The sequence below is a fragment of the Nocardioides kribbensis genome, from assembly GCF_015070375.1.
GTDB classification, from domain to species: Bacteria; Actinomycetota; Actinomycetes; order Propionibacteriales; family Nocardioidaceae; genus Nocardioides; species Nocardioides kribbensis.
The window spans coordinates 48,472-69,374 of record NZ_JADCLL010000008.1 but is presented as its reverse complement, the minus strand read 5'-3'; the positions used below and the strand labels follow the sequence as shown (position 1 = coordinate 69,374).

The 20,903-nt window shown below is 73.1% G+C and carries 19 protein-coding genes; 9 read left to right on the top strand and 10 right to left on the bottom strand.

Features of this window, described 5'->3' with window-relative positions:
- Window positions 1-1,530: an MFS transporter gene (locus tag IR170_RS16410; RefSeq protein ID WP_319805128.1), complete on the bottom strand. Its 1,530-nt coding sequence runs from the start codon at window positions 1,528-1,530 to the stop codon at window positions 1-3.
- Between the two features lie 334 nt (window positions 1,531-1,864).
- Here IR170_RS16410 and IR170_RS19640 point away from each other — a divergent pair, with 334 nt between their 5' ends.
- The 5 genes from IR170_RS19640 (at window position 1,865) to IR170_RS16385 (ending at window position 8,103) form a co-directional block, all read left to right on the top strand.
- Window positions 1,865-2,263, top strand: a complete 399-nt coding sequence (locus tag IR170_RS19640; protein ID WP_056863179.1) for a DUF485 domain-containing protein — start codon at window positions 1,865-1,867, stop codon at window positions 2,261-2,263.
- Window position 2,264: 1 nt separating this feature from the next.
- A complete protein-coding gene (locus IR170_RS16400) occupies window positions 2,265-3,899 on the top strand; it encodes a solute symporter family protein (RefSeq protein ID WP_056863178.1) in 1,635 nt (544 codons plus the stop codon).
- A 142-nt stretch (window positions 3,900-4,041) separates the two neighbouring features.
- On the top strand, window positions 4,042-6,021 hold the full coding sequence (acs, locus tag IR170_RS16395) for an acetate--CoA ligase (protein WP_193665866.1): 1,980 nt from the start codon (window positions 4,042-4,044) through the stop codon (window positions 6,019-6,021).
- Between the two features lie 205 nt (window positions 6,022-6,226).
- The gene (gene nhaA, locus IR170_RS16390; RefSeq protein ID WP_056903216.1) at window positions 6,227-7,573 is read left to right on the top strand and encodes a Na+/H+ antiporter NhaA; all 1,347 of its coding nucleotides are present in this window, start codon (window positions 6,227-6,229) and stop codon (window positions 7,571-7,573) included.
- A gap of 125 nt (window positions 7,574-7,698) precedes the next feature.
- Window positions 7,699-8,103, top strand: coding sequence for a phage holin family protein (locus IR170_RS16385; protein WP_056863175.1), 405 nt, complete (start codon window positions 7,699-7,701; stop codon window positions 8,101-8,103).
- A 54-nt stretch (window positions 8,104-8,157) separates the two neighbouring features.
- Here IR170_RS16385 and IR170_RS16380 read toward each other — a convergent pair whose 3' ends face one another.
- Genes IR170_RS16380 through nth form a run of 3 tightly spaced genes read right to left on the bottom strand, consistent with a single transcriptional unit; the run spans window position 8,158 to window position 10,763 of the window.
- Complete coding sequence (locus IR170_RS16380) at window positions 8,158-9,348, bottom strand: MarP family serine protease (protein WP_193665864.1); 1,191 nt, start codon at window positions 9,346-9,348, stop codon at window positions 8,158-8,160.
- A gap of 6 nt (window positions 9,349-9,354) precedes the next feature.
- The gene (locus IR170_RS16375; protein ID WP_193665862.1) at window positions 9,355-10,062 is read right to left on the bottom strand and encodes an NUDIX hydrolase; all 708 of its coding nucleotides are present in this window, start codon (window positions 10,060-10,062) and stop codon (window positions 9,355-9,357) included.
- On the bottom strand, window positions 10,059-10,763 hold the full coding sequence (gene nth, locus IR170_RS16370; protein WP_251534948.1) for an endonuclease III: 705 nt from the start codon (window positions 10,761-10,763) through the stop codon (window positions 10,059-10,061). Before nth ends, IR170_RS16375 begins: the two co-directional genes overlap by 4 nt.
- A gap of 176 nt (window positions 10,764-10,939) precedes the next feature.
- Between nth and IR170_RS16365 the strand changes: the two genes are divergently transcribed.
- Entirely contained in the window at window positions 10,940-11,617 is a 678-nt protein-coding gene (locus tag IR170_RS16365; protein ID WP_056863171.1) for a Crp/Fnr family transcriptional regulator, read from the top strand.
- 204 nt (window positions 11,618-11,821) lie between these two features.
- Here IR170_RS16365 and IR170_RS16360 read toward each other — a convergent pair whose 3' ends face one another.
- The 5 genes from IR170_RS16360 to IR170_RS16340 all read right to left on the bottom strand — a co-directional run bounded on the left by IR170_RS16360 (window position 11,822) and on the right by IR170_RS16340 (window position 15,512).
- A complete protein-coding gene (locus IR170_RS16360; RefSeq protein ID WP_193665858.1) occupies window positions 11,822-12,811 on the bottom strand; it encodes a DUF559 domain-containing protein in 990 nt (329 codons plus the stop codon).
- 372 nt (window positions 12,812-13,183) lie between these two features.
- Entirely contained in the window at window positions 13,184-13,999 is an 816-nt protein-coding gene (locus tag IR170_RS16355; protein WP_319805127.1) for an MBL fold metallo-hydrolase, read from the bottom strand.
- Window positions 14,000-14,008: 9 nt separating this feature from the next.
- Complete coding sequence (locus tag IR170_RS16350) at window positions 14,009-14,887, bottom strand: NUDIX hydrolase (RefSeq protein WP_193665856.1); 879 nt, start codon at window positions 14,885-14,887, stop codon at window positions 14,009-14,011.
- Complete coding sequence (locus tag IR170_RS16345; RefSeq protein WP_319805126.1) at window positions 14,887-15,363, bottom strand: RidA family protein; 477 nt, start codon at window positions 15,361-15,363, stop codon at window positions 14,887-14,889. The genes IR170_RS16350 and IR170_RS16345 overlap by 1 nt, the downstream gene beginning before the upstream one ends.
- Window positions 15,360-15,512: a hypothetical protein gene (locus IR170_RS16340; protein WP_165699027.1), complete on the bottom strand. Its 153-nt coding sequence runs from the start codon at window positions 15,510-15,512 to the stop codon at window positions 15,360-15,362. Before IR170_RS16340 ends, IR170_RS16345 begins: the two co-directional genes overlap by 4 nt.
- A gap of 202 nt (window positions 15,513-15,714) precedes the next feature.
- On the opposite strand from IR170_RS16340, the gene IR170_RS16335 reads away from it, so the two are divergent.
- The gene (locus IR170_RS16335) at window positions 15,715-17,229 is read left to right on the top strand and encodes a PTS fructose transporter subunit IIC (protein WP_193665853.1); all 1,515 of its coding nucleotides are present in this window, start codon (window positions 15,715-15,717) and stop codon (window positions 17,227-17,229) included.
- An 88-nt stretch (window positions 17,230-17,317) separates the two neighbouring features.
- Here the strand turns inward: IR170_RS16335 and IR170_RS16330 are convergent, their stop codons facing one another.
- Window positions 17,318-18,628 (bottom strand): Nramp family divalent metal transporter, encoded by a 1,311-nt coding sequence (locus IR170_RS16330; protein WP_193665851.1) that lies wholly within the window; start codon window positions 18,626-18,628, stop codon window positions 17,318-17,320.
- Window positions 18,629-18,698: 70 nt separating this feature from the next.
- On the opposite strand from IR170_RS16330, the gene IR170_RS16325 reads away from it, so the two are divergent.
- Window positions 18,699-19,709: an ArsA family ATPase gene (locus IR170_RS16325; RefSeq protein WP_193665848.1), complete on the top strand. Its 1,011-nt coding sequence runs from the start codon at window positions 18,699-18,701 to the stop codon at window positions 19,707-19,709.
- Window positions 19,706-20,884: an ArsA family ATPase gene (locus tag IR170_RS16320; RefSeq protein ID WP_193665846.1), complete on the top strand. Its 1,179-nt coding sequence runs from the start codon at window positions 19,706-19,708 to the stop codon at window positions 20,882-20,884. The genes IR170_RS16325 and IR170_RS16320 overlap by 4 nt, the downstream gene beginning before the upstream one ends.
- Window positions 20,885-20,903 lie beyond the last annotated feature (19 nt).

The window sequence follows — 20,903 nt, the reverse complement described above, 5'->3', positions numbered from 1 at the left end:
TCAGATGCCCGCGCCCGCCATGGTGCCGGGCCTCGCGGCGGCGGCCGCGGAGGGCCGGCGCAGGTAGACCGCCCAGGTGACCAGGGCGCACACGGCGTAGAAGGCGGTGAAGACGACGAAGGCGCCCTTCGTGGCCGAGAGCGGGTCCTCGACCCACGGCGAGCTGAAGGCGATCGGGATGAGGAAGCCGCCGATCGCGCCCACCGCACCGATGACGCCGATGGCGGCCGAGGCCTGCTTGGTGGCCAGCAGCAGCGCGGCGCTGCGGGCGGGGGTGCCGGCCTCGCTGGTGCGCTCGGCCTCGGTGCGCCAGATGGCGGGGATCATCTTGTAGGTCGAGCCGTTGCCGATGCCGGTGGCGGCGAAGACGCAGAGGAAGAAGCCGAGGAAGAAGGGGAACCACGACTGGTTGTCGGTGGCGATCGCCGGGTCGGCGGTCGGGTTCGGGGTCAGCCGCGTGAGGGTCCACAGCACCGCCAGGGTGAAGACGATCATGGCGCCGAAGGCGGCCAGGGTGACCCGGGCGCCGCCGAAGCGGTCGGCCAGCCACCCGCCGAGCGGGCGGGTCGCGGAGCCCACCAGGGCGCCGAGGAAGGCGAAGTAGGCGAAGTAGATGCCCGTGCCGAGGGGGGTCGGCTCCGGCACCCAGAAGGTGAGCTTGATGAGCAGCGGCATGGCGGCGGAGTAGCCGATGAAGGAGCCGAAGGTGCCGATGTAGAGGAAGGCCATGATCCACGTGTGCGGCTTGCGCACGACCTGCATCTGCTCGCGCGGGCGGGAGGTCGCGGTGGCCAGGTTGTCCATCCAGCGCCAGGCCGCGAACGTCGCCACCACGGCGAGCCCGGCGTAGACCCAGGCGGCGCGCTCGAGGTGGATGCCGCCCTCACTGGCCTTGACCAGGCCGAAGATGCCGGCGCCGCCGACGATCACGGGCAGGAAGAGCTGGATCAGCGAGACGCCGAGGTTCCCGCCGGCGGCGTTGAGGCCGAGCGCCGCGCCCTTCTTGGCCGCGGGGTAGAAGAAGTTGATGTTGGCCATCGAGCTGGCGAAGTTGCCGCCCCCGAGGCCGGCGGTCGCGGCGATGAGGCAGAAGGCCCAGTAGGGCGTGCCCGGGTCCTGCACCGCCCAGGCGAAGAGCAGCGTCGGCACCAGCAGCAGCGCCGCGCTCACCATCGTCCAGTTGCGCCCGCCGAACCTCGGCACCGCGAAGGTGTAGGGCAGGCGCAGCAGCGAGCCGACGAGGTTGGGCAGCGCCACCAGCACGAAGAGCTGCTGCGGGGTGAAGGAGAAGCCCTGGGCGACCAGGAAGGCCGAGCTGACGCTCCAGATCAGCCACACCGAGAAACCGAGGTGCTCGGCGAAGATCGACCACAGCAGGTTGCGCCGGGCGACGGGGCGGCCGGTCTCCTCCCAGAACGCCTCCTCCTCGGGGCGCCAGTCCTCGATCCAGCGTCCGGTGCGGCGCGCGGGCACCGACCCGGCGGCGGCGGCGCTGCGCGGGTTGCTGCGCGAGTGGCTGGTCATGGTCATGGCGCTGCTCCTGAGGGGCTCGTCGGTGGCTCCACCCTCGGCGCGCGAGATTTCGCACCTGTCGACCCCGGGTGACCGTCGAGGTCAACTTCTCCTCACGTCCTCACACCCCTCACGACCTCACCGCCCGCCCCACCGCCCGTCCTCGTCACGCCGCACCACCACCCCCCACCCGGCCGCTCACCGCGCCCGACCGACCGCTCACCGACTCCGAGGCGCCGCTCGCCGACGACCCGGGCGTCGGCCCTGCCGGGGTGAGCGCCGTCACTCCTACGGTGACCGCGATCACACCTGCGGCCGGCGCGGCCGCATCCGCACGAGAGGGGACACCGCCGTGGGCACCCACGAGAGCCAGCCCGGAGCCGGGGAGCAGCCGCAGGCCGCCACCCAGGCCTCCCGGCACGACCCGGTCTACGACCGGCTGCACGACTCACCCGACTTCGCCGCGCTGCGCAAGGCCTACCGGGGCTTCGTCATCCCCGCCACGGTGGCCTTCCTGGCGTGGTACCTGCTCTACATCCTGATGTCGAACTACGCCGGCGGCTTCATGAACACCAAGCTCGTCGGCAACATCAACGTCGCGCTGGTCTTCGGCTTGCTGCAGTTCGCCACCACCTTCGGGCTGGCCTTCGCCTACGCCCGCTTCTCCGAGAGCCGCCTCGACCCGCTGGCGCGCTCCCTCAACGACGAGTACGACGCGACCGTGGCCGGCACCGACGGGAAGAGGCACTGACATGGACCACCAGGTGCTCACCACGATCCTGTTCCTCAGCGTCGTCGCGCTGACGATCGGGATCACCTTCTGGGCCAGCCGGCAGACCTCCGGCACGGCCGACTTCTACGCCGGCGGCCGCTCGTTCTCGCCGGTGCAGAACGGCCTGGCCATCGGCGGCGACTACATGTCGGCGGCGTCCTTCCTCGGCATCTCCGGGGCCATCGCGCTGTCGGGCTACGACGGCTTCCTCTACTCCATCGGCTTCCTCGTGGCCTGGCTGGTCGCGCTGCTGCTCGTGGCCGAGATGCTGCGCAACTCGGGGCGCTACACGATGGCCGACCAGCTGGCCTTCCGCATGCGCCAGCGCCCGGTGCGCATGGCCGCGGCGACCTCCACCGTGGTCGTGTCGATCTTCTACCTGCTGGCCCAGATGGTCGGCGCGGGCGCCCTGGTGGCGCTGCTGCTGGGCGTCGACGACCAGGCGGTCAAGAACATCGTCATCCTCGGCGTCGGCGCGCTGATGATCTTCTACGTCACCGTCGGCGGCATGAAGGGCACGACCTGGGTGCAGATCGTCAAGGCCGTGCTGCTCATGACCGGCTCGGCGCTGATCGTGGTGCTCGTGCTCGCGAAGTTCGACTTCAACCTCTCCGAGCTGCTCGGCACCGCCGCCAGCAACTCCGGTGCCGGCTCGGCCTTCCTCGAGCCCGGCCTGAAGTACGGCGCCACCGCGACCAGCAAGATCGACTTCATCAGCCTCGGCATCGCGCTCGTGCTCGGCACGGCCGGCCTGCCCCACATCCTCATCCGCTTCTACACCGTGCCGACCTCGCGCGACGCGCGGAAGTCGGTGCTGTGGGCCATCGGCCTCATCGGGGTGTTCTACCTCTTCACCCTCGTGCTCGGCTTCGGTGCCGCCGCCCTGCTCGACATCCCCGGCCTGCGCGAGTCCGGCGAGCTGGACGCCTCGGGCAACCTGGCCGCCCCGCTGCTGGCCGAGGCCGTCGGCGGTGGAGCCGGCTCCACGGGCGGTGCGGTGCTGCTGGCCATCATCGCGGCCGTCGCCTTCGCCACCATCCTGGCCGTCGTGGCCGGCCTGACGCTGACCTCGTCGGCGTCGGTGGCCCACGACATCTACAACAGCGTGATCAAGAAGGGCACCGCCAGCGAGGACCAGGAGATCAAGGTGACCCGCTGGGCCGCCGCCGGCATCGGCCTGGTGTCGATCCTGCTGGCCATCCCTGCCCAGAGCCTCAACATCGCGTTCCTGGTGGCCCTGGCCTTCGCCGTCGCGGCGTCGGCCAACCTGCCGACGATCATCTACAACATGTTCTGGAAGCGCTTCAACACCCGTGGCGCGCTCTGGAGCATCTACGGCGGCCTCATCTCGGCCGTCGGCCTGGTGGTCTTCTCCCCGGTCGTGTCCGGCAAGGGACTCGACCCGACGGGCAAGAACCTCTCGCTGCTGCCCACCAGCATCGACATCTCGTGGTTCCCGCTGGAGAACCCGGGCATCGTCTCCATCCCGCTCGGCTTCCTGCTCGGCTACATCGGCACCATCACCTCCAAGGAGCCCACCGCGGAGGAGCGCTACACCGAGCTCGAGGTGCGCGCCCTCACCGGCGCCGGCTCGGAGAAGGCGATCTCGCACTGACCGCACGACCGCTCCGCCGGGCGCCGCGAGGCGCCCGGCGGAGTGGCACGACCCGCGGGCAACCGCGGGGCAACCGGCCCTCGCCACCCTGGGACCCGCGTCCTAGTGTGGCCAGCGCCACCCCGTCGACCCGGAGGAAACCGTGAGCGAAGAGACCCTGTCCAACCTGTCCCGTGAGGACCGCTCCTTCGAGCCCCCGGCCGAGCTGGCCGCCGCGGCCAACGTGACGGCCGAGGCCTACGAGCGCGCCGCGGCCGACCCCGAGGCGTTCTGGGCCGAGCAGGCCGGCCGCCTCTCCTGGGAGCGCGAGTGGGACCAGGTGCTCGACTGGAGCAACCCGCCCTTCGCGAAGTGGTTCGTCGGCGGTCGCCTCAACGCCGCCTACAACTGCGTCGACCGCCACGTCGAGGCCGGCCGCGGCGACACCGTCGCCCTGCACTGGGTCGGCGAGCCCGAGGACGACACCCGTGACCTCACCTACGCCCAGCTCCAGGACGAGGTCAACCAGGCCGCCAACGCCCTGACCGCACTCGGCGTCGGCAGCGGCGACCGCGTCGCCATCTACATGCCGATGATCCCCGAGGCCGTCGTGGCCATGCTGGCCTGCGCCCGCCTCGGCGCTCCCCACACCGTGGTCTTCGGCGGCTTCTCCTCCGACGCCCTGGCCTCGCGCCTGGTCGACTGCGGCGCCAAGGTCGTCGTCACCTCCGACGGCGGCTACCGCCGCGGCGCGCCCTCGGCCCTCAAGCCGGCCGTCGACGAGGCCCGCGCCAAGGCCGCCGAGCAGGACTTCGAGGTCGAGCACGTGCTCGTCGTGCGCCGCACCGGCCAGGACGTGGCGTGGGACGACGCCGTCGACGTGTGGTGGCACGACGCCGTCGCCGGCGCCTCCACCGAGCACACCTGCGAGTTCTTCGACGCCGAGCACCCGCTCTACGTCATGTACACCTCCGGCACGACCGGCAAGCCCAAGGGCATCCTGCACACCACCGGCGGCTACCTCGTGGGCACCTCCTTCACCCACGACGCGGTCTTCGACCTCAAGCGCGACACCGACGTCTACTGGTGCACCGCCGACATCGGCTGGGTCACCGGGCACTCCTACATCGTCTACGGACCGCTCGCCAACGGCGCGACCCAGGTGATGTACGAGGGCACCCCCGACGCGCCCTTCAAGGGCCGCTGGTGGCAGATCGTGCAGGACTACAAGGTGACGATCTTCTACACCGCCCCCACCGCGATCCGGACCTTCATGAAGCAGGGCCGCGAGATCCCCGACGGCTTCGACCTCTCCTCGCTGCGCCTGCTCGGCTCGGTCGGTGAGTCGATCAACCCCGAGGCCTACATGTGGTACCGCGAGGTCATCGGCGGCGAGCGCTGCCCCATCGTCGACACCTGGTGGCAGACCGAGACCGGCGCGATCATGATCTCGCCGCTGCCCGGCGTCACCGCCGGCAAGCCCGGCTCCGCGATGACCCCGCTGCCCGGCATCGAGGCCGACGTCGTCGACGAGGCCGGTGAGTCGGTGCCCAACGGCTCCGGCGGCTACCTCGTGGTCAAGGGCCCCTGGCCCTCGATGCTGCGCACCCTGTGGGGCGACGACGACCGCTACGTCGAGACCTACTGGAGCCGCTTCCGCAAGCAGGGCTACTACTTCGCGGGCGACGGCGCCAAGAAGGACGAGGACGGCGCGATCTGGCTGCTGGGCCGCGTCGACGACGTCATGAACGTCTCCGGCCACCGCCTCTCCACCACCGAGATCGAGTCGGCGCTGGTCTCGCACCCCAAGGTCGCCGAGGCCGCCGTGGTCGGTGCCGCCGACGAGACCACCGGGCAGGCGGTGTGCGCCTTCGTCATCCTGCGCGACTCCGCCGGCGACGGCGGCGAGGACATCGTCGAGGAGCTGCGCAAGCACGTCGCCAAGGAGATCGGCGCGATCGCCAAGCCGCGCCAGATCATGGTGGTGCCCGAGCTGCCCAAGACCCGCTCGGGCAAGATCATGCGACGCCTGCTCAAGGACGTCGCCGAGAACCGCCAGGTCGGCGACGTCACCACCCTGGCCGACAGCTCGGTGATGGACCTCATCTCCTCGGGCCTGCAGTCGGGCAAGGCCGACGACTGACCCCGCCCGACCAGGCCCGACACGGCCCCACCCGAGCGACCCCGTCGTACGACGCACCGGCCGCCGCCGCCCGCGGGCGACGGCGGCCGGTGCGTGTCCGGCCCCGGACGGGTGGTCCGGGCGGGGCCCTGCCGCCGGTAGCCTGTTGAACAGGTGAGCCGGGAAGTCTGGTCGGCGCTCGCCCCGCCGACCCCTGAGGAGCCCCGTGCCCGACGCCCAGCAGCCCACTCCCCCGCCCGGTCCGACACCCGACCCGGCCCCGGGTCGCCAGCGCCTCTTCGCCCGCGGCTCCTTCCTGGAGCACTCCCGCGTCGCGGAGATCCTGCGCGCCGAGACCACCGGCGGCATGCTGCTCATCGCGGGGGCCGTGGTCGCCATCGTGTGGGCCAACACCCCCTGGGCCTCGGTCTACGAGTCGATCCGCGACTACACCGTCGGGCCCTCGGCGCTGCACCTCGACCTCTCCCTCGGCACCTGGGCGGCCGACGGGCTGCTGGCGATCTTCTTCTTCGTGGCCGGCCTGGAGCTCAAGCGCGAGTTCGTCGCGGGAGACCTCCGCGACCCGCGCCGCGCCGCCCTCCCGGTGGCGGCGGCGGTCGGCGGCATGGCTGTGCCGGCGCTGGTCTTCGTGCTGTGGAACCTCGGCGGTGACGGCGACCTGCGCGGCTGGGCCATCCCCACCGCCACCGACATCGCCTTCGCCGTGGCGATCCTGGCCGTCATCAGCACCCACCTGCCCTCGGGCCTGCGCACCTTCCTGCTGACCCTCGCGGTCGTCGACGACCTGCTGGCCATCACCATCATCGCGATCTTCTACACCAGCGAGCTCGACCTGACCTTCCTCGCGCTCGCCCTGGTGCCGATCGCGGCCTTCGCCCTGCTGGTGCAGAAGCGGGTGTGGAAGGGCTGGCTGCTCATCCCCCTCGCCGTCGTGGCCTGGGCCCTGGTGCACGAGTCGGGCGTGCACGCCACGGTCGCCGGCGTGCTGCTCGGCTTCACCGTGCCGGTGCTGCGCCGCGACGGCCAGGAGGGCCCGGGCCTGGCCGAGCACCTCGAGCACCTCGTGCGCCCCATCAGCGCCGGTGTCGCCGTGCCCGTCTTCGCCTTCTTCGCCGCGGGCGTGACCGTCGGCGGGCTCAGCGGGCTGGTCGACTCCCTCGGCGACCCGGTCGCCCTCGGCATCGTCACCGGCCTGGTGGTGGGCAAGACCGTCGGCATCGTCGGCTCGACCTGGCTGCTGTCGACCTTCACCCGCGCCGACCTCGACGACGACCTGACCTGGGTCGACGTGCTCGGCATGTCGATGCTCGCGGGGATCGGCTTCACGGTCTCGCTGCTCATCGGCGAGCTCGCCTTCGGCCAGGGCTCCGAGCGCGACGACCACGTCAAGGTCGGTGTGCTGGTCGGCTCGGTGATCGCTGCGCTGCTGGCCACCGTCGTCCTGCGCGGGCGCAACCGGGTCTACCGGCGCCTGTGCGAGGAGGAGGCCGAGGACCGCGACCTCGACGGCATCCCCGACGTCTTCCAGCGCGGCGAGCCCGGCACGCGCTGAGCCCCGGCCCCGGCCTCACCCCCACGGTGGTGAGGCCGGGGGCCCGCGTTCTGTAGGGTCGGGCGGAGCAGTCACACACGTCGACGTCGGCACGCACGGCGCTGGAGCAGCGGGAGCACCCACACATGGCCATCGAACCGGTCAAGGACACCGACCCCACCATCGGCAAGCTGGTGGCCGACGCCAGCCGCGACATCTCCACCCTGGTCTCCAAGGAGATCGAGCTGGCGAAGTCGGAGCTGAAGGTCAGCGTCAAGGCCGGCGGTGTCGGCATCGGGCTCTTCGTGGCCGCCGGCGGTCTCGCCGTGCTGGCCGTCATCATGCTCTCGGTGGCCTTCGCCTACCTCATCAACTGGAACGGCGACGGCCTGGCCCTGCACTGGGCCTTCCTCATCGTCTTCGGCGCCTACCTGCTCCTCGCCGGCCTCCTCGCCTTCGTCGGCGTCAAGAAGGTCAAGCAGGTGCGCGCCCCCGAGAAGGCCATCGCCCAGGGCAAGGAGATCCCCCGCGCTCTCAAGGGCCAGGCCTGAGCCAGGCCTGAGGCTCGCCCGGGGTCGGTCCCGGGTCCTGGCCCCGGCGCGGGCTCAGCCCGCGCAGTCGCCGGTGTCGACGGCCGAGGCCGTGCCCCGGCCCCGCGCCGCGGTGTCGGCGACCTGGCCCGCCGTGAGCGCGTAGCCGGTGTCGTCGTCGGTCACCGAGGCGGCGAAGACGAGGCCCACGACGTCGCCGTCGCGGGCGACGATCGGGCCGCCGGAGTTGCCCGGGCGCACCAGCCCGCGCAGCGAGTAGACCTCGCGGATGACGGTGCCCTCGCCGTAGATGTCGGGTGAGCGCAGCCGCTGCTCGGAGCGGATCCGACCGGCCTGCTGGTCGTAGGGGCCGTCCTGGGGGTAGCCCAGGATCGCCACCGGGTCGCCCTCGGCCGCGGAGTCGTCGAGCGCGAGCGCGGCGCGGTCGCCGTCGAAGGCGATGACCGCGACGTCGACGTCGGGGTTGTAGACCACGACCTCGCCCGGCACCGAGACGTCGCCCAGCATCACCTGGGGCTCGTCGACGCCGGCCACGACGTGGGCGTTGGTGAGCAGCCGGTCGCGGCCGTCGCCGAGGTCGGTGGCGTAGACGAAGCCGCTGCCCTCCACCCCTCGCCCGCAGGCGTTGGTGGCGCGCACCTTGAGCACGCTCGCGGCCGCGGCCTGGACGCCGGGGCGCGAGAGCATCCGCTGGTCGCCCGGGGCGACCTCGACGATCCGCTCGGGTGCGAAGGGCTCGAGGTAGCGCGGGAAGAAGCTCGTGCCGACCACGTCGTTGAAGGCCTGGAGCACGCCGCCGGCCGCACGCGGCAGCACGCCGTCGACCTTGGCGAGCACCTCCGAGCTGCGCACCAGCGGTGTCACGCCGTCGATGCGCGAGCCCGAGACGGCCACGCCCAGCGCCCAGGCGACCAGCAGCACCGCGGCGCCGCTGAGGGCCGCGCCGCCCATGGCGTCGACCGCGCGGGCCGGCTGCCAGGTGATGCGCGAGCGCAGCCGGGCCCCGGCGTACTGCAGCGCGGCCTGGCCGAGCGAGGCCGCGAGGATCACGATGAAGAGCGCGCCGAGGGAGACCAGCAGCGACGGGGCGGCGTCGCCCAGGGCGACGGGGGCCAGCCACACGCCGAGCAGGCCGCCGAGCAGCAGCCCGCCGGTGGCGAAGGCGCCGGTGATGAAGCCCTGCCAGTAGCCGGAGAGGGCGTAGGCGAGCACCAGCACCACGAGCAGCCAGTCGAGCAGGTTCATGGGGTCCTAGATGTCCTCGTGCGCCTCGGCGCGGTCCTCGATGTCCAGCATCCGCCCCTGTCGGGGCCGCGGCGCGCCCGCCACCATGTGCTCGGGCAGGTCCTGCATCCGCGAGGTGTCCCACGGACGGGTCCAGCCCAGGTGGTCGAAGAGCCTCGAGACGATACCGCCCGTGAAGCCCCACAGCACGACGTCGTGCTCGGGGCCGATGAGGAAGCCGGGGCCGGTGAAGCCCGCGGGGTGACGCACCTGCACGCGGTGGGTGGGGTCGAGCAGGTCCTCGATGGCGACGCGGTGGATCGCGTGGACCTCGGCGCGGCTGGCGATGCGCACGGCGACGTCGGCGCACCACCCGAGCACCGGCGTGACCGCGAAGTTGCTCGGCGGCAGCCACAGCTCGGGCAGCCGCCCGAAGAGCTCGACCGAGGCCGGGTCGAGGCCGACCTCCTCGTCGGCCTCGCGCAGCGCGGCCTCCTCGACGCTCTCGCCGGGGTCGACCGAGCCGCCGGGGAAGGAGACCTGGCCGGGGTGGGAGCGCATGTCGTGGGCGCGCTCGGTCAGCAGCAGCTCGCCGCCGCGCTCGCCCTCGGCGAAGAGCATGAGCACGGCCCCCTGACGGGCGCTGCCGTCGGCGGGCGGGGTGAAGCGGGTGAGCTGCTCGGCGGTGATCTCCGAGGCGCCGCGCCTGACCGGCTCGAGCCAGTCGGGGATCACGCGGGTCCCTGGGTCTTCAGCAGCGCGCGGGCCGCCTCGGGGTCGGTGGGCCCCTCCCCGAAGGCCGGGCACCAGCGCGCGACCGGGCAGGCGCCGCAGGCGGGCTTCTTAGCGTGGCAACAGCGCCGGCCGTGCCAGATCAGCCGGTGGCTGAGCATCGTCCAGTCGCGCTTCGGGAAGAGCGCGCCGATCGCGTGCTCGACCTTGACCGGGTCGGTCTCGCTGGTCCAGCCCAGCCGGCGGGCGAGCCGCCCGAAGTGGGTGTCGACGGTGATGCCCGGCACGTCGAAGGCGTTGCCGAGCACGACGTTGGCGGTCTTGCGACCCACGCCGGGCAGCTTCACCAGGTCGTCGAGACGCCCGGGGACCTCGCCGCCGTGGTCCTCGACCAGCGCCGCGCTGAGCTTGAGCAGCGACTCGGTCTTGGCCCGGAAGAAGCCCAGCGGCCCGACGATGCCCTCGAGGGCCGAGCGGTCGGCCGCGGCCATGGCGCGGGCGTCGGGGTAGGCCGCGAAGAGGGTCGGGCGCACGGCGTTGACCCGACGGTCGGTGGTCTGCGCCGAGAGCACGGTGACCACGAGCAGCTGGAAGGCGTCGTCGAAGTCGAGCTCGCAGCCCGCCTCGGGATAGGTCTCGGCCAGGGTGCGGTCGATCTTGCGGGCTCGACGCACCAGGCCGGTGGGGGTCTCGACGGCGGGCACCGGGTCAGCGTACGAGACCGTGCCGACACCGGGCCGACCCCGCACCGACCCCGGACCCACCCCGCAACGGTCCCGGGGGCTCGCCGCGCCGAGGCCGGATTGCCCCTGTGAGGTTCCACACGGATAGGATCGTCGCGGTGGCTCTGCGCACGGCGGGCACAGATTCTGGAGGTTCCGTGGACAACGACGTACTTCGTCAGGCCCCGCTCTTCAGCGCCCTCGACGACGAGGCGGCCTCCGCGCTGCGCGCCTCGATGACCGAGGGCCGGATGCGGCGCTCCGAGGTGCTCTTCCACGAGGGCGACTCCGGCGACAAGCTCTACATCGTGCTCGACGGCAAGGTGAAGCTCGGCCGCACCTCCTCCGACGGCCGGGAGAACCTCCTCGCCGTGCTCGGCCCCGGCCAGATGTTCGGCGAGCTGTCGCTCTTCGACCCCGGCCCGCGCTCGGCCACCGTCACCGCCGTCACCGACGTCACCTACGCCTCGCTCTCCCACGAGGACCTACTGCGCTGGCTCGAGGGCCGCCCCGTCGTCGCCCGCGGCCTGCTCACCCAGCTGGCCGGTCGGCTGCGCAAGGCCAACGACGTCGTCGCCGACCTCGTCTTCTCCGACGTGCCCGGCCGCGTCGCCAAGGCGCTGCTCGACCTCGCCGACCGCTTCGGCCGCACCGCCGACGACGGCGTCCACGTGCACCACGACCTCACCCAGGAGGAGCTCGCCCAGCTGGTCGGCGCCTCCCGCGAGACGGTCAACAAGGCGCTCGCCGACTTCGCCTCCCGCGGCTGGCTGCGCCTGGAGCCCCGCTCCGTCGTCATCATGGACGTCGAGCGCCTCTCCCGCCGCGCCCGCTGACCCCCGCTCCACCCCTCGGCGCCGCGCGGACCCTCGCTCGACCCGGCCGCCGCTGCACCGATCACGCAATTGCGCGACGGTGCGCATCACTGCCCAGCGCAAGTGCGCCAGTTGCGCGACCAGGGCGCGCCCCGGGCTGCGCGGACCGCGCAAAGCTCCGAGCCGTGGGCCGCGTCAGGCGCGCCATTGCGCCGTTTGCGCACCTCAGGTGGGGAAGTGCCGCTTCCAGGTCTCGTCCAGAGGCGGCACGTCGGGCCAGCCGCGCTCGACCAGCTGGCGACGGATCCGCTCCAGCGTGCGGCCCGGCTCGGCGAAGAGTCCGGACGCGGTGACGACGAGGATCCGGTACCCCGCATCGTCGAGCTCCTCGCGGCGCACCAGGTCGGACTGCCACTGCCGAGCGTCGTCGGCGTGCTGTCGCCCGTCGTACTCGATGACGAGCCGCACCAGCTCGTAGCAGAGATCGAAGCGCCGCCACCACGACCCGTCGTCGTGGCGGAGCACCACGTTCACCGTGGGCTCGGGAAGCCCCGCGAGCACGATCAGCAGACGGGTCCGTGTCTCCTGCGGGGAGTCGACTCCGTCGCGGACGTACGCCGCCGCCTCGCGCGCCGCCGCGGCGTAGTACTCCGTGCTGCGGTCGCACGCCGCCCGGAGCTGGGCCGCCGTGACACCGCGCCGCGCGACCAACGCGTCACCGAGCACGACGAGGTCGACCAGGGCCAAGGACCCCGCGAGCTGGATGAACGTGACCACCGGCGGGGTGGCGCGCACGCCTCGCGCCGTCATCACCGCCCGACCACGACCGGTGACGTGGGTCTTCAGGCCCGGGCGCGGCCGTCGGTGGCAGGCCTTGACCACCGTGACGTGCTCGAAGGGGTGCTCGGGCACCGGGAGGCCCCAGAGCCTGGCGGCAGTGAAGTGGCTGGCGTACGCCGACGTCGGCTGGAGCGCCAGCGCGGCCCGGATGGGGGTGTCGTCGTCCACGGCCTCGGTGTGCACCCACACCGACCGCAGCACCTGCCGGTAGCACCGGCGGCGCAGCTCGACGACTGAGTGGCCGGCGGCCAGGAACGCCGCCGTCGTGAAGGGTCGCCCGAGGTCCAGGCCGACGGGGCCGCCGGCCCCCTGTCCGGGGCGGGGGTCGGGGTCGGAGTCGGGGGCGGGCACAGCCGGTGGGGTCGATCGGTCCATACGCACGTCCTGCCCGTTCCGCCGCGACCGCTCCCAGCTCCTCCACAGCCCGGTGGCACCCGGGGGCCGGTCGGGCCGCCACCGCCGGCCGGAGGTGTCCGAACCAGGAGCCGACAGCGGGCCAGCCGCCACCGCGCACGCGCAGATGACGGCCCCGGCACGTCTTCCGAGCTTTGCGCCGGTTCGAACGTCCGGGCCGCCTCAGGACTGCGCCAGCCACGCAAAGCAGGAGGGGCGGCCACCCCGCACGGGCGCAATTGCGCGGTCTGTGCGTCCCGATCACGCAATGGCGCGGTCCACGCGTCCCGATCGCGCAATTGCCTCGCTCGCGCACTCGGCGCGGTCGGCGCGGACCCGGGGCCTCGTACGCCGCTAGCGCCCCGGGCGCCCGTGCTCCAGGTAGGCCAGCTGGGCGCGCACGGACAGCTCGGCGGCCCCCCAGAGCACGGGGTCGACGTCGGCGTAGACGACCTCGACGACGCGGCGGGCGAGGTCGTCGGCGGCCCGCTCGGAGGGGCTGAGCGTGGCCAGGGCCGCCTCGACCTGCTCGAGGCGCGAGCGGCGGTGGGTGCGGTAGTGGTCGAGCACGGGCAGCGCCTGCTCGATGACCGGGCCGTGGCCGGGCCAGATCGCGGCGAGGTCGCGCTCGGAGGCCAGGGCGTGCAGCCGGTCGAGGGAGTCGAGGTAGGCACCGAGGCGGCCGTCGGGGTGGGCGACCACGGTCGTGCCGCGCCCCAGCACGGTGTCGCCGGTGAGCACGGCGGCCTCGGCGGGCAGCCAGAAGGACAGCGAGTCGGCGGTGTGGCCGGGCGTCGCCACCACCCGCACCTCGAGGCCGTCGACCTCCACGACGTCGCCGTCGCCCAGGCCCTCGGCGCCCAGGCAGAGCGCGGGGTCGAGGGCACGGACCCCGCAGCCCATCCGCTCGGCGAACTCCCGGGCCGCCTCGGCGTGGTCGTGGTGGTGGTGGGTCAGCAGCACCAGGCCGACCTCCCCCGCCGCCTCGGCGACGGCGTCGAGGTGGGAGGTGATCGACGGGCCGGGGTCGACGACGACCGCGCGGGAGGCGCCCGGCTCGCGCAGCACCCAGGTGTTGGTGCCGTCGAGGGTCATCAGGTCGGCGTTGGGTGCGAGCACGCAGCGGGCGCGCTCGCCGAAGGATCCCCCGGCCCACTCACCGAGCGGCACGACCACCGCTCACTCCCCCCGCTGGGCCCGTCGGGCGGCGACCAGCGGCCGCATCCGCTCGGGCATCGACAGCGTCCATCCCTCGCCCAGCGGCTCGACGGTGGGGGTGAACATCGCGACCGAGCGCGACCCGGCCACGTGGAGCACCTCGTGCGGGTCGGCGTGGTCGCCGACCTCGAGGCAGGTGAGGTACGTCGGCGGCATCATCGCCAGCTCGCCGGCGTCGGCCCGGTCGGCGGCGACGCCCGCCGGCAGCCAGGTCACCGACGAGGACTCGCTCGACACGTCGCGGGTGCGCTGCCCCTCGGGCAGCAGCGCGACGAAGAACCAGGTGCGGTAGCGGCGCGGCTCGAAGACCGGGGTCAGCCACGCGTCCCAGACGCCGAGCAGGTCGGTGCGCAGCACCAGCCCGCGGCGCGTCAGCAGGTCGGTGAGCGCGAGCTCGCGGGCCTCCAGCGCCACGCGGTCGGCCTCCCAGTCCTGCGAGGTGGTGTCGGCGACGACGTCGTCCTCGGAGGGCCCGGCGAGCAGCACGCCGGACTCCTCGAAGGTCTCGCGCACCGCGGCGCAGACCAGCGCGCGCGCCTTGTCCTCGTCGCAGCCCAGCCGCTCGGCCCACTGCACGGGGGTCGGGCCGGCCCAGGCGACCTCGGCGTCGAAGTCGCGGGGGTCGACCCCGCCGCCCGGGAAGACGGCCATGCCGCTGGCGAAGGCCATCGTCGTCTGGCGCCGCAGCAGGTAGACCTCCGGGCCCCGCTCCCCGCCCCGCAGCAGCACGACGGTGGCCGCGTCGCGCGGCTCGACCGGCTCGCGGCGGCCCGCGGCGTACTCCAGCGCCACGGCCGCGACCTCGTCGGGCAGCGGCACGGGCGGGAGCGGGATCCGCATCAGGGGGCCACTTCCACCATGATCTCGACCTCGACGGGGGCGTCGAGCGGCAGCACCGGCACTCCCACGGCGGAGCGGGCGTGCACGCCGGCGTCGCCGAACACCTCGCCCAGCAGCTCCGAGGCGCCGTTGGCGACCTGGGGCTGGCCGGTGAAGTCGGGGGTCGAGGCCACGAAGGCGACGACCTTGACGACGCGCACGACGCGCGAGAGGTCGCCGATCTCGGAGCGCACCGCGGCGATGGCGTTGAGCGCGCACTGCTGCGCGCAGGCGTAGGCCTCCTCGACGGTCACCTCGCCGCCGACCTTGCCGGTGGCCATGAGCTCGCCGCTGCGCATCGGCAGCTGCCCGGAGGTCAGCACCAGGTCGCCGGTGCGCACGACGGGCACGTAGACGGCCACGGGGGCGGCGACCTCGGGCACCGCCAGCCCCATCGCGGCCAGCCGCTCCTCGGGGGAGGTCCCCTGGGAGGTCACTGGGCGGGTCGCTTCAGGAAGGCGATCAGCCCGCCCTGGGCGTTGGTCTGGATGGTCACCAGCTCCCAGCCGTCCTGGCCGAAGTTGTTGAGCATGAGCGCTTCGTTGTGGAGCGGAATCGGCGCCACCTGGTACTCCCACTTGGTCATGCTCCGCACCCTACTCACGTCGCTGGGCCCGGACGGAGCACACGACCGGCCCGGGCCCGATCACGCCCGTTCCGACACCCGAGCCTGTGGTTTTACCTGCGAACGTCTTGACGACGCGACGTGACCTGCCTCACTCTCGTCCGGAGGCCACGGGGGGTGGCCCACCCTCGGCCGCTCCGGCCACTGCTCGAAGGAAGTCCACATGTTCCTCATCGCCGTGACGTCGTGCCCCACGGGCATCGCGCACACCTACATGGCCGCCGAGGCCCTGGAGACCGCCGCCCGCGAGGCCGGCCACGAGATCGTGGTCGAGACCCAGGGCGCCGGCGGCGCGGTGCGCGTCAGCCAGGCCGACCTCGACCGCGCCGACGCCGTCATCCTGGCCGCCGACGTCGAGGTGCGCGACAAGCACCGCTTCACCGGCCTGCCCACGGTCGTCTCCGGCGTCAAGCGCGGCATCAGCGACCCCGCCGGGCTCATCCGCGAGGCCGAGGCCGCCGCCCGCGCCGGGGTCCGCACGAGCACCGCCACCAGCACCGTGCCGGGCGCCGCCGCGGCGCCCGCGACGAAGGTCGAGGCCAGCGGGTCGGTCGGCTCGCGGGTGCGCCAGTGGCTGATGACGGGGGTCAGCTACATGATCCCCTTCGTCGCCGCCGGCGGCATCATGATCGCGCTCGGCTTCATGCTCGCCCGGATCGCCGGAGGCGACCAGGGCGCCGTCGAGGTCACCCAGATCCCCGTCACCGACCTCATCGCGGGCTTCGACCCCACCTCCGGCATGGAGTGGGCCGCGCTGCTCTTCCAGGGCGGCGTGGCGGCGTTCGGCTTCCTGGTCGCGGTGCTGGCGGGGTTCATCGCCTACGCGATCGCCGACCGCCCCGGGCTCGCGCCGGGCTTCGTCGCCGGAGCCCTCTCCGGCGTCGTCGGCGCCGGCTTCCTCGGCGGCCTGGTCGGCGGCTTCGTGGCCGGCTTCCTCGCCCTGGGCATCAGCCGTCTGCGCGTGCCCAAGGCCGTCGCCAGCCTCATGCCCGTCGTGGTCACCCCGCTGCTGGCCACCTTCGCCACCACGGTCGTGATGCTCCTGGTGATCGGGCGCCCGCTGGCCAGCGTGCAGACCGGCCTCACCGACGGCCTCGACAGCCTCAGCGGCGGCTCGATCGCCGTGCTCGGCGTCGTGCTCGGCCTGATGATGGCCTTCGACATGGGCGGCCCCGTCAACAAGACCGCCTACGTCTTCGCCACCGGCGGCCTCACCGCCTCGGCCATCGCCGACTCCAGCGCCGCCCTGACCGTCATGGCCGTCGTGATGGCCGCCGGCATGACCCCGCCCCTGGGCCTCGCCCTGGCCACCGTCGTGCGCAAGCACCTCTTCACCGAGGCCGAGCGGGAGAACGGCAAGGCCGCCTGGCTGCTCGGCGCCTCCTTCATCACCGAGGGCGCGATCCCCTTCGCCGCCGCCGACCCGCTGCGGGTGATCCCCTCGATCATGGTCGGCTCGGGTGTCACCGGCGGCCTGGTCGCCGCCTTCGGCAGCAAGCTCGCAGCGCCCCACGGCGGCATCTGGGTCACCCCGCTCATCAGCGGCATCCCCGGCTACCTCGTGGCCGTCGTGGTCGGCACCCTCGTGACCGCCGCCCTGGTGGTCGTCTCCAAGTCGCTGGGCCGCGGCCGCCAGGCCGTGCGCACCGCCGACGAGGAGCTCGCCCTGGTCGCCTGACCGCACGCCGTCGGCGCAGGTCGGCCCCACTCTCCGCGGGCCCCGGGAGCAGCCCTCCCGGGGTCCGTGGCACGTCCGGGCCCGGCGCTCACAGGAAGGGCAGGTACGGCGCGAGCACGCCGCGCAGCTCGTTGAGCGCGAGCGCGGCGAAGAGCACCGCGCACAGCACCAGCAGCGCGTTGGAGAGCCAGCCGTTGCGCCACTGCTGCGGCACCTCGGTGTGCTCCAGCGCACCGTCGCGGCGCCGGTTGAGCAGCACCAGCAGGGTCACGGCGAGGAACGGCATGAAGAAGGCACCGAGCACGCCGTAGGCCAGGATCAGCCCCACCGGCCGGTCGAGCAGGAGCAGCAGCATCGGCGGGAAGGTCAGCCACAGCATGTAGGCGCGGAAGTACCGGCCACCGGTGCGGGTCGCCGGGTGGCCCGAGGGCAGGTCGCGCAGGTTGCCCCAGAAGTCGGCGAACATCAGGCTCACCCCGCTCCAGACCCCGATGAGCGAGGAGAACGACGAGGCCCAGAAGCCGACGAGGAAGACCACGCCGAAGACCTCGCCGTAGCGGTCCTGCAGCACGTCGGCGAGCTGCACGAGACCCTGGTCGCCGGAGTCGATGGCGATGCCGGCGGAGTAGAGCAGCTCCGCGCCGACGATGAGCATCGAGACCACGAAGACCCCGGTCACGGCGTAGGCCACGCCGTTGTCGATGCGCATGACCTTCATGAAGCGCGGGGTGTCCCAGCCCTTCTCGCGCAGCCAGTAGCCGTAGGCGGCCAGCGTGATGGTGCCGCCGACGCCGCCCGCGATCCCCAGCACGTTGATGACCGAGTCGTCGGGGAAGATCGGGCGCAGGCCGAGCACGACCTCGCCGAGGTTGGGCAGCGTCAGCGCCGCCGCGCCCACCACGGCGACGAACATCATCGCCACGAAGACCGTGATCACCTTCTCGAAGGTGCGGTAGGAGCCGAACCACACCAGCGCCAGGCCCACCAGCCCCGAGGCCACCGCGGTCCAGCGCAGCGACAGGTCGGGGAAGAGCGCCACCAGCGGCAGCGCCGTCGACGACATCGCCGTCGCGCCGTAGACCAGGCCCCAGACCACGATGTACGGCGCGAAGTACCAGGTCGTCCACCGGCCGAGGCTGCGCCAGCCCTCGAAGATGGTGCGCCCCGTGGCCAGCGAGTAGCGACCGGCGCCCTCGACGAGCACCACCTTGATCACCGCCCCCAGCACGGCCACCCACAGCAGCGTGTAGCCGAACTTCGAGCCGGCCACCAGGGTCGCCACCAGGTCGGCGGCACCGACGCCGGTGGCGGCCACCACCAGCCCCGGGCCGACCACCTTCCAGCGTGGCGCCTGGTCGGCGGCGGGCGGGGCGGAGCCGGTGCGGTCCGCGGCGGTCATCGACGGGTCCCGAGAAGAGCCATCGCCCCATCATGTCCCACCCCTAGGGCGTCACACCTAGGGTTGCCCCGTGAGTGCGCAGAGGCGGCCGGACTGGCCGAAGGTCAGGCTGCACGTCGTGACCGGCAAGGGCGGCACCGGCAAGTCCACCGTGGCGGCGGCCCTCGCGCTCGCGCTGGCCTCCCACGGCAAGAACGTCCTCGTCTGCGAGGTCGAGGGACGCCAGGGCATCGCCCGGATGTTCGACGTCGACCCGCTGCCCTACGAGGAGGTCCGCGTCGCGACCGGGCTGAGCACCGACCGCGGCGCCGGCACCGTGCACGCCCTGCACATCGACCCGGAGTCGGCGCTGCTGGAGTACCTCGCGATGTACTACAAGCTCGGCCGCGCCGGCCGCGCCCTCGACCGCTTCGGGGTGGTGGAGTTCGCCACCACGATCGCCCCGGGCGTGCGCGACGTGCTGCTCACCGGCAAGGTCTACGAGGCCGTCGAGCGCAACAGCCGCAACAGGAACGCCATCACCTACGACGCCGTGGTGCTCGACGCCCCGCCGACGGGACGCATCTCGCAGTTCCTCAACGTCAGCGACGAGCTGGCCGGCCTGGCCAAGGTCGGACCGATCAAGAACCAGTCCGACACGATGATGACCCTCTTCCGCTCCCCGCGCACCGCGGTCCACCTGGTCACCGTGCTGGAGGAGATGCCGGTGCAGGAGACCCACGACGGCATCGAGGAGCTGCGCCGCGACGGCCTCCCCGTCGGCGGCGTCGTGGTCAACATGGTGCGCCCCCGCGACATCGGCCACGACGACCTGGCGCTGGCCCGCGCCGACGACCTCGACCGCGACGCGCTGGCCACCGACCTGGCCGAGGCCGGCCTGCCGGTCAGCGACCCGCTGCTCGACGGCCTGCTGCGCGTCGCCCACGACCACGCGGAGCGCCGCGCCCTCGAGGACGCCCAGCGCGCCCTCGTCGCCGACTTCGGCGTGCCGTCGTACGAGCTGCCGCGCCTGCCGGGCGGCGTCGACCTCGGCGGGCTCTACGAGCTGGCCGCAGCGCTGAAGGAACAGGGGATCGCATGACCCGCTCAGGACCCCGCGTCGGCCCGCTGGCCGGGCGCGCCTCCGCAGCCCCGCCTCTCGACGTCGACGCGCTGCTCGACGACACCGCCACCGGCATCATCGTGTGCTGCGGCTCCGGCGGCGTCGGCAAGACGACCACCTCCGCCGCGCTCGCGCTGCGGGCGGCCGAGCGTGGCCGGAAGGTGGTCGTGCTGACCATCGACCCCGCCCGGCGCCTGGCGCAGTCGATGGGCATCGAGGAGCTCGACAACACCCCGCGCCCGGTCACCGGCCTCGCGGAGGGCGCCACCGGGTCCCTCGACGCGATGATGCTGGACATGAAGCGCACCTTCGACGAGGTGGTCGAGAGCCAGGCCAGCCCGGAGAAGGCCCGCCAGATCCTGGAGAACCCCTTCTACGTCGCGCTCTCCAGCTCGTTCGCGGGCACGCAGGAGTACATGGCGATGGAGAAGCTGGGCCAGATCCACGCCGACGCCCAGCGCGACGGCACCTACGACCTCATCGTGGTCGACACCCCGCCCTCGCGCTCGGCGCTGGACTTCCTCGACGCGCCCGAGCGTCTCTCCAGCTTCCTCGACGGCCGCTTCATCCGGCTCATGCTGGCCCCGGCCAAGGGGCCGGCGCGGCTGATGACCGCGGGGCTCGGGATCGTCACCAACGCCCTCACCAAGATCCTCGGCGCCCAGGTGCTGCGCGACCTGCAGACCTTCGTGTCGGCGATCGACACCGTCTTCGGCGGCTTCCGCCAGCGCGCCCAGCGCACCTACGCCCTGCTGCAGGCCGAGGGCACGGCCTTCCTGGTCGTGGCGGCGCCCGAGCCCGACGCGCTGCGCGAGGCGGCGTACTTCGTCGAGCGGCTCAGCGGCGACCGCATGCCGCTGGCGGGCCTGGTCGTCAACCGCGCCAGCCCGGCCCCCGCCAGCGACCTGTCGGCCGACGAGGCCATGAGCGCGGCGGCCCGCCTGCGCGCGGGCCGCACCGAGGACGACCTCACCGCGGGCCTGCTGCGGCTGCACGCCGACCAGGTGCGCCTGGTCGAGCGCGAGGCCGGTCTGCGTGCCCGCTTCGCCGCGGCCCACCCCGGCGTCGCCACCGCCGTCGTGCCCGCCCTCGCGGGCGACGTGCACGACCTCGGCGGTCTGCGCCGCGTCGGCGAGCTGCTCGCCGAGGGCTAGGGCCGCGGGTCGGACGCCG